This is a genomic window from Dietzia sp. E1, from assembly GCF_014145015.1.
GTDB classification, from domain to species: domain Bacteria; phylum Actinomycetota; class Actinomycetes; order Mycobacteriales; family Mycobacteriaceae; genus Dietzia; species Dietzia cinnamea_A.
The window spans coordinates 1-5424 of the sequence record NZ_JAALDU010000118.1 but is presented as its reverse complement, the minus strand read 5'-3'; the positions used below and the strand labels follow the sequence as shown (position 1 = coordinate 5424).

8 protein-coding genes and 1 pseudogene are annotated in these 5424 nt (G+C 71.8%); 4 read left to right on the top strand and 5 right to left on the bottom strand.

Translation table 11 applies throughout. The annotated features are described in order from the left end of the window. Window positions 1-187 (top strand): annotated as a pseudogene (locus tag G6030_RS05085) (hypothetical protein); the annotation flags it as partial. A 25-nt stretch (window positions 188-212) separates the two neighbouring features. Here the strand turns inward: G6030_RS05085 and G6030_RS05080 are convergent. Next, window positions 213-635, bottom strand: a complete 423-nt coding sequence (locus tag G6030_RS05080; RefSeq protein ID WP_223210201.1) for a hypothetical protein — start codon at window positions 633-635, stop codon at window positions 213-215. A 393-nt stretch (window positions 636-1028) separates the two neighbouring features. Here G6030_RS05080 and G6030_RS05075 point away from each other — a divergent pair, with 393 nt between their 5' ends. Continuing rightward, a complete protein-coding gene (locus G6030_RS05075) occupies window positions 1029-1277 on the top strand; it encodes a WhiB family transcriptional regulator (protein WP_007630625.1) in 249 nt (82 codons plus the stop codon). A gap of 78 nt (window positions 1278-1355) precedes the next feature. On the opposite strand, the gene G6030_RS05070 is transcribed toward G6030_RS05075, so the two are convergent. The 3 genes from G6030_RS05070 to G6030_RS05060 form a co-directional block, all read right to left on the bottom strand. Continuing rightward, window positions 1356-1571, bottom strand: coding sequence for a biotin/lipoyl-binding carrier protein (locus G6030_RS05070; protein ID WP_007630624.1), 216 nt, complete (start codon window positions 1569-1571; stop codon window positions 1356-1358). A 276-nt stretch (window positions 1572-1847) separates the two neighbouring features. Continuing rightward, the gene (rsrA, locus tag G6030_RS05065) at window positions 1848-2174 is read right to left on the bottom strand and encodes a mycothiol system anti-sigma-R factor (RefSeq protein WP_007630620.1); all 327 of its coding nucleotides are present in this window, start codon (window positions 2172-2174) and stop codon (window positions 1848-1850) included. After that, window positions 2174-2851 carry a sigma-70 family RNA polymerase sigma factor gene (locus G6030_RS05060; RefSeq protein WP_007630618.1) on the bottom strand — a complete coding sequence of 226 codons (678 nt, stop codon included), beginning with the start codon at window positions 2849-2851 and terminating at the stop codon, window positions 2174-2176. The genes rsrA and G6030_RS05060 overlap by 1 nt, the downstream gene beginning before the upstream one ends. Window positions 2852-2956: 105 nt before the next feature. Here G6030_RS05060 and G6030_RS05055 point away from each other — a divergent pair, with 105 nt between their 5' ends. Further along, on the top strand, window positions 2957-3511 hold the full coding sequence (locus G6030_RS05055) for an aminoacyl-tRNA deacylase (protein ID WP_182642401.1): 555 nt from the start codon (window positions 2957-2959) through the stop codon (window positions 3509-3511). On the opposite strand, the gene G6030_RS05050 is transcribed toward G6030_RS05055, so the two are convergent. After that, complete coding sequence (locus tag G6030_RS05050) at window positions 3508-4311, bottom strand: SOS response-associated peptidase (RefSeq protein WP_007630614.1); 804 nt, start codon at window positions 4309-4311, stop codon at window positions 3508-3510. The genes G6030_RS05055 and G6030_RS05050 overlap by 4 nt on opposite strands. Window positions 4312-4351: 40 nt before the next feature. Between G6030_RS05050 and aroA the strand changes: the two genes are divergently transcribed. Beyond that, window positions 4352-5424: 3-phosphoshikimate 1-carboxyvinyltransferase (gene aroA / locus G6030_RS05045; RefSeq protein ID WP_182642402.1), on the top strand; the 1073-nt coding region annotated here is incomplete at its 3' end.

Here is a 5424-nt window from a genome sequence, read left to right as displayed (position 1 = left end):
CGGGCCCCGGCAGGTGCCCGTCACGGCCGACGAGGGCGCGGGCGGGGAGCCCTCCGGGGGCGGCCCCTCCGCCGGGGACGGGCCCTCCGCCGGGGGCGGGCAGGACGTGACCGGCCTGTCCCAGATCGGCGACATCCTCTACGAGCGCCGGGACGGCGCGGTCCACGCCTACAAGATGCTGGCCTGACCCCGGGCGGGTCGCGCCGGGAGGGTCAGACGGCGTACCACTCGACCGCGTCGCGCCGGAAGAGCGACACCAGCGCCGTCGCGGACACCACCGCCAGGACGATGCCGGCGAGGTACTGACCCGACCCCACCCCGACGTACCAGGCGACGAACAGCAGCAGGAGCTCGGCGATCACGACGAGCCCACGGCCCCATCGCCGACCGCGGAGCAACCCGAGCCCGGCGGCCAGCAGCCCGCCGCCGAGGATCGCGAACCACACCGCGGTCCCGTAGCCGCTGATGACGACGGTCTCCTCGCGGTGCCCGCCCAACGCCCGGACGAACAACACCACGGCCACCCCGACACCGATCAGTCCCTGGGCCGAGGAGATCCACCCGGCGAGGCGGACCGGCGTGGGGATCGCCGTGCGGGGGTCGGCCGGAACACCACGGTCATCTGGTCGTCTCACGTTCACCTCTCCAGACTAAGCGGGCCTCGCCATGCCACCGAAACCACCAGTCGGACCGTGGTCCAGTTAGGCCATTACCGCCTCTGGTGTGCGGTTTTCCGACGATTTGACAAGCCGCGTGACGTTTACCACATAGACGCTCAAACGTATTGACTTGTCATGAAATCGTGGGACGATCATTCGTAACAGCGCAGACACACCGTGTTTGCCTCGCCTTAACCGGGAGCCCCTCCGACAGGAGCGAGCCCGCGGAAAGGGTACAGATCCCCCACCACCCGCCGGGTGCCATCGATCACGCACGTCCGCCAGTGGACTCTACATGTCCACGAGTCGGCGGCGGCTGTTCGTGCTGCCCGGCGCACCCGATCACGGTCTCACATCAAAGGAGTTCCCATGGACTGGCGCCACAAGGCCATCTGCCGCGACGAGGATCCCGAGCTGTTCTTCCCCGTCGGCAATTCCGGACCCGCCCTCGCGCAGATCGCCGAGGCGAAGATCGTCTGCAACCGCTGCCCCGTCACCGCCGAGTGCCTGTCCTGGGCCCTCGAGTCCGGCCAGGACGCCGGCGTCTGGGGCGGCATGAGCGAGGACGAGCGTCGCGCCCTCAAGCGTCGCCGCGCCCGCACCCGCACCGCCGTCTGACACGGACCACATACGCCGAAGGCCGGCCCCCTCCCCCACGGGAACGGGCCGGCCTTCGGCGTGAGGGCATCCGACCCGTCAGTCGATGACCGCGATGAGGTCACCCGCCTGGATGACGTTCCCCGGCTTCACCGCCACCTCGGTCACGGTGCCGGAGGTCTCACACAGCACCGGGATCTCCATCTTCATCGACTCGAGGAGCACGATCGTGTCGCCCTCGGCGACCTCGGTGCCGACCGCCGCGACGACCTCCATGACGTTCGCGACCATCTCGGCACGGACCTGTTCAGCCATACGGATTGTTCCTCTACTTCCTCGAAGGCGGCCCCCGGACACCTCCAATGCAACCACACGGGCCCGCGCATGGAAGACTTGTACACCGACGAAAGGAGGCGACCATGGGCAAGCGTGGCCGCAAGAGGCGGGATCGCCGCAAGAAGAACGCCAACCACGGCAAGCGTCCGAACAGCTGAGTTCGGGAACGCACGAACGACGAAGGGGCGGGCACCGAACAGGTGCCCGCCCCTTCGTCTGTGTCCGGCGCGGCCGTGACGTCGACCGCCCGGCCGGTCAGGTGAGGTCGCGCCGCTCCACCGTCGTGCGCTGGTGCACGACGGTCGTGCCGTCGACGTCCGTCGTGGTCACCGTCGTACGCCGGATCTCCACCATGAGACGCTCCCGCAGGCCCGACGGCGCCTTCTCGCAACACGAGCTCGAGAGCTTGGCCTTGAGACGACGCTCCGACAGGAACATCTCCCGGCAGTCCGGGCAGCCGGCGAGATGATGCTCGAGGCGCGAACGGCAGGCGTCATCGCACTCGAGGTCCACGAGCAGTGAGAGGTCGCGCATCGCGTCGCGACAGTCGATCTCGTCGAGGCGCGGATCGTGCTCCTTCATCACTTCGCCCCCTCCTCACGGTCACGGCCGAAGCCGCGCTCGGCGGCCACGTCGCGCAGAAGCTCCCGCAACTGCTTGCGGCCGCGGTGCAGACGCGACATCACGGTCCCCAGGGGGGTGTCCATGATCTCGGCGATCTCCTTGTACGGCAGATCCTGGACGTCGGCGTAGTAGACGGCCATCCGGAACTCCTCGGGGAGCTCGGCCAAAGCCGCACGGATCTCGTCGTCCGGCAGCAGCTCCATGGCCTCGACCTCGGCCGAACGCAGCCCCGTCGAGGTGTGCTCGGCCGCCGCGGCGAGCTGCCAGTCGGTGATCTCGTCGGTCGGGTACTGCGCGGGCTGCCGCTGCCGCTTGCGGTAGTGGTTGATGTAGGCGTTGGTGAGGATGCGGTGCATCCAGGCCCGGAAGTTCGTCCCCGGCTTGAACGAGTGGAAGCCGGCGAACGCCTTGGCGTAGGCCTCCTGCACCAGGTCCTCGGCATCGGCGGGATTCCTGGTCATCCGCAAGGCGGCGCCGTACAGCTGGTCGAGCAGTGGCATGGCCAGCTCCTCGAACTGCTCGGCGCGCTGGTCGGCCTCGTCGGGCTGCAACTCGGTCGGCAACCGGAACTCCTCACCTGTCGATGTCCCGGAGTCTAACCGCACATCCGGGGCGTCGAGGACCGCGGTCCGCATCGCACCCTCCTTCCCGTCCCCGGACCATCCCGGGGCACTCGCCCAGGAACAACGCGGACCGCCGCACCCGTATTCCGGAGCGTCAGGGCACTACGCTGGTCCACCGTGGGTAGGAAGAGCGGTCGCGGTGCCGCGACGGGTGGACGCGGCGGTGCCGCGGCGACCCCCGCGATCGCCGCGCTGCGGGCCGCCGGGGTCGCCCACGAGGTCCACACCTACGACGCGAGCGGTGAGACCGCATACGGCGACGAGGCCGCCCGCGTGATGGGCGAGCGCCTGGGGGTGGACGCCGACCGGGTGTTCAAGACCCTCGTCCTGGCGACCGGGCGGCCGCCGGCGGGTTCCCGCCTCGCGCTGGCGGTAGCGGTGCTGCCGGTGACCTCCTCGCTCGACCTCAAGGCCGCGGCCGCCGCCCTCGGGTGCGGTAGAGCCACGCTCGCGCCGGTCGACGTCGCCGAGAAGACCACGGGCTACGTGGTGGGTGGCGTCTCCCCCGTCGGCCAGAAGCGCCCCCTGGCCACGGTGGTCGACGCCTCCGCGCTCGGTCACCGTACGGTCCTGTGCAGCGCCGGACGGCGCGGTTGGGAGATCGAACTCGACCCCGCGGAGCTGGTCCGGGTGACCGCCGCGGTGACCGCCCCGGTCACGACGTCCCGCTAGAACAACATCCCCTCGGTGGGATCGACGGGCCTGACGAGCTCCGGCCCCTCGTTCCGGACGTTCGACACCGCCCGGGAGACCGGGCGGATCTCCACCGACTCGGCCCACTCCCCGAGATCCCCGCCCGCGCCGTCGACCAGCGCACGCGGGTCACCGATAACGGCGGGATCGAGCCAGTCCGCCACCAGGTCCGGGTGGACGGCCAGCGGCATCCGGTCGTGGACCCGCCGCAGCGGGCCCAGCGCCTCGGTGGTGAGGATCGTGCACGACAACTGGGTGACGGACGGGTCGACCGGGTCGCGCCGCGCCTCCCACAGCCCGGCCATCAGCAGACCGCGGTCGCCCGGCAGGCTCATGAAGTACGGCTGCTTGGGCCCCGCCTTGGCGCCCGGGGCGGCGGGTTCACCGGGTACCCACTCGTACCAGCCGTCCATCGGGACCACGCAGTGCCGGCGGGCGACGGCGGCGCGGAACGCCGGCTTGGAGGCCGCGGTCTCCACGCGGGCGTTGAACAGCGTGGGCAGGCGCTGGGACTCCTTGGTCCACGACGGGACCAGCCCCCACCGCATGGCCCGCAGCACCCGCCGCGGGGCGGTGGGGCCGACGGCCTCGTCGAGGCTCTCGCGCGGCGCGTCCAGCGTGAGCACCGGGACGGTGGTGGTGGGCGCGATGTTGAAGCGCGGCGTCGGCGGCGCGGTGTCCGGGTGGAGGCCGACGGGCGGCGCGGACGCCTCGTCCACCGCGTCCAGTTCCAGCGCGAGCTGCGCCGGGTCCGAAGAGAGCGAGAACCGTCCACACATGCCGACATCCTCGCACCCGGATCCGCCGGGAGCGCCCGCGATGGGCGACAATGGCCGGGTGAGTCATTGGAGCGCCCCCGTTGCCGCAGCCCCCGTGGACGCCGACGTCGTAGTCCCCGGGTCCAAGTCGCTGACCAACCGCGCCCTCCCCCTCGCCGCCCTGGCCGACGGCCCCTCCCGCCTGACCGGCACCCTGCGCAGCCGGGACACCGACCTCATGATCGGCGCCCTGCGGTCCCTGGGCGCACGCATCGAGAGCCCGTCGGGGACCCTCGGGCCCGACGACACCGACCTGCTCATCACTCCGGGGCCGCTTCGCGGTGGCGTCGTCCAGTGCGGGCTGGCCGGGACGGTCATGCGCTTCGTCCCGCCGATCGCCGCGCTCGCCACCGGCCCCTCGACCTTCGACGGCGACCCCGCCGCCCGGGTCCGCCCGCAGTCCACGGTGCTCGACGCGCTGCGGGCCCTCGGAGCCGAGATCGACGGCGAGCGCCTACCCTTCACCGTCTCGGGCACGGGGTCCCTGCGCGGGGGCCGCGTCGAGATGGACGCCTCGGCCTCCTCGCAGTTCGTCTCCGGCCTACTGCTCTCGGCCGCCCGCTTCGACGAGGGCGTCGACCTCGTCCACGTGGGGGCCTCGCCCGTCCCGTCCGGACCGCACATCGAGATGACGCTGGCGATGCTCCGCGAGTCCGGCGTCACCGTCGAACAGCCGACCCCATCATCATGGCGGGTCGTCCCCGGCCCGATCGCGGCCGTCGACCGTGTCGTCGAGCCCGACCTGTCCAACGCCACCCCGTTCCTGGCCGCCGCGGCGGTCACCGGCGGAACCGTCCGCGTCCCGCACTGGCCCGCCACCACGACCCAGCCCGGCGACGCCATCCGCGACATCCTGCGGGCCATGGGCGCGTCCGTGACCCTCGAGATCGCCGACGGTGCGGACCACGGCACCCTCGTCGTCGTCGGCCCCTCCCGCCTCTCCCCCGTCGACCGGGACCTGTCCGCCGTCGGCGAGCTCACCCCCACCGTCGCCGCACTGTGCGCCCTGGCCGACGGCCCGTCGCGCCTCACGGGGATCGCGCACCTGCGCGGCCACGAGACCGACCGCCTCGC

Bases quoted from the DNA above. Each gene is read 5' to 3' on its own strand.
- G6030_RS05060 (WP_007630618.1), bottom strand. From the start codon at position 2,851: ATGCGGACCGCGGTCCTCGACGCCCCGGATGTGCGGTTAGACTCCGGG.
- rsrA (WP_007630620.1), bottom strand. From the start codon at position 2,174: ATGAAGGAGCACGATCCGCGCCTCGACGAGATCGACTGTCGCGACGCG.
- G6030_RS05050 (WP_007630614.1), bottom strand. From the start codon at position 4,311: ATGTGTGGACGGTTCTCGCTCTCTTCGGACCCGGCGCAGCTCGCGCTG.
- G6030_RS05075 (WP_007630625.1), top strand. From the start codon at position 1,029: ATGGACTGGCGCCACAAGGCCATCTGCCGCGACGAGGATCCCGAGCTG.
- G6030_RS05070 (WP_007630624.1), bottom strand. From the start codon at position 1,571: ATGGCTGAACAGGTCCGTGCCGAGATGGTCGCGAACGTCATGGAGGTC.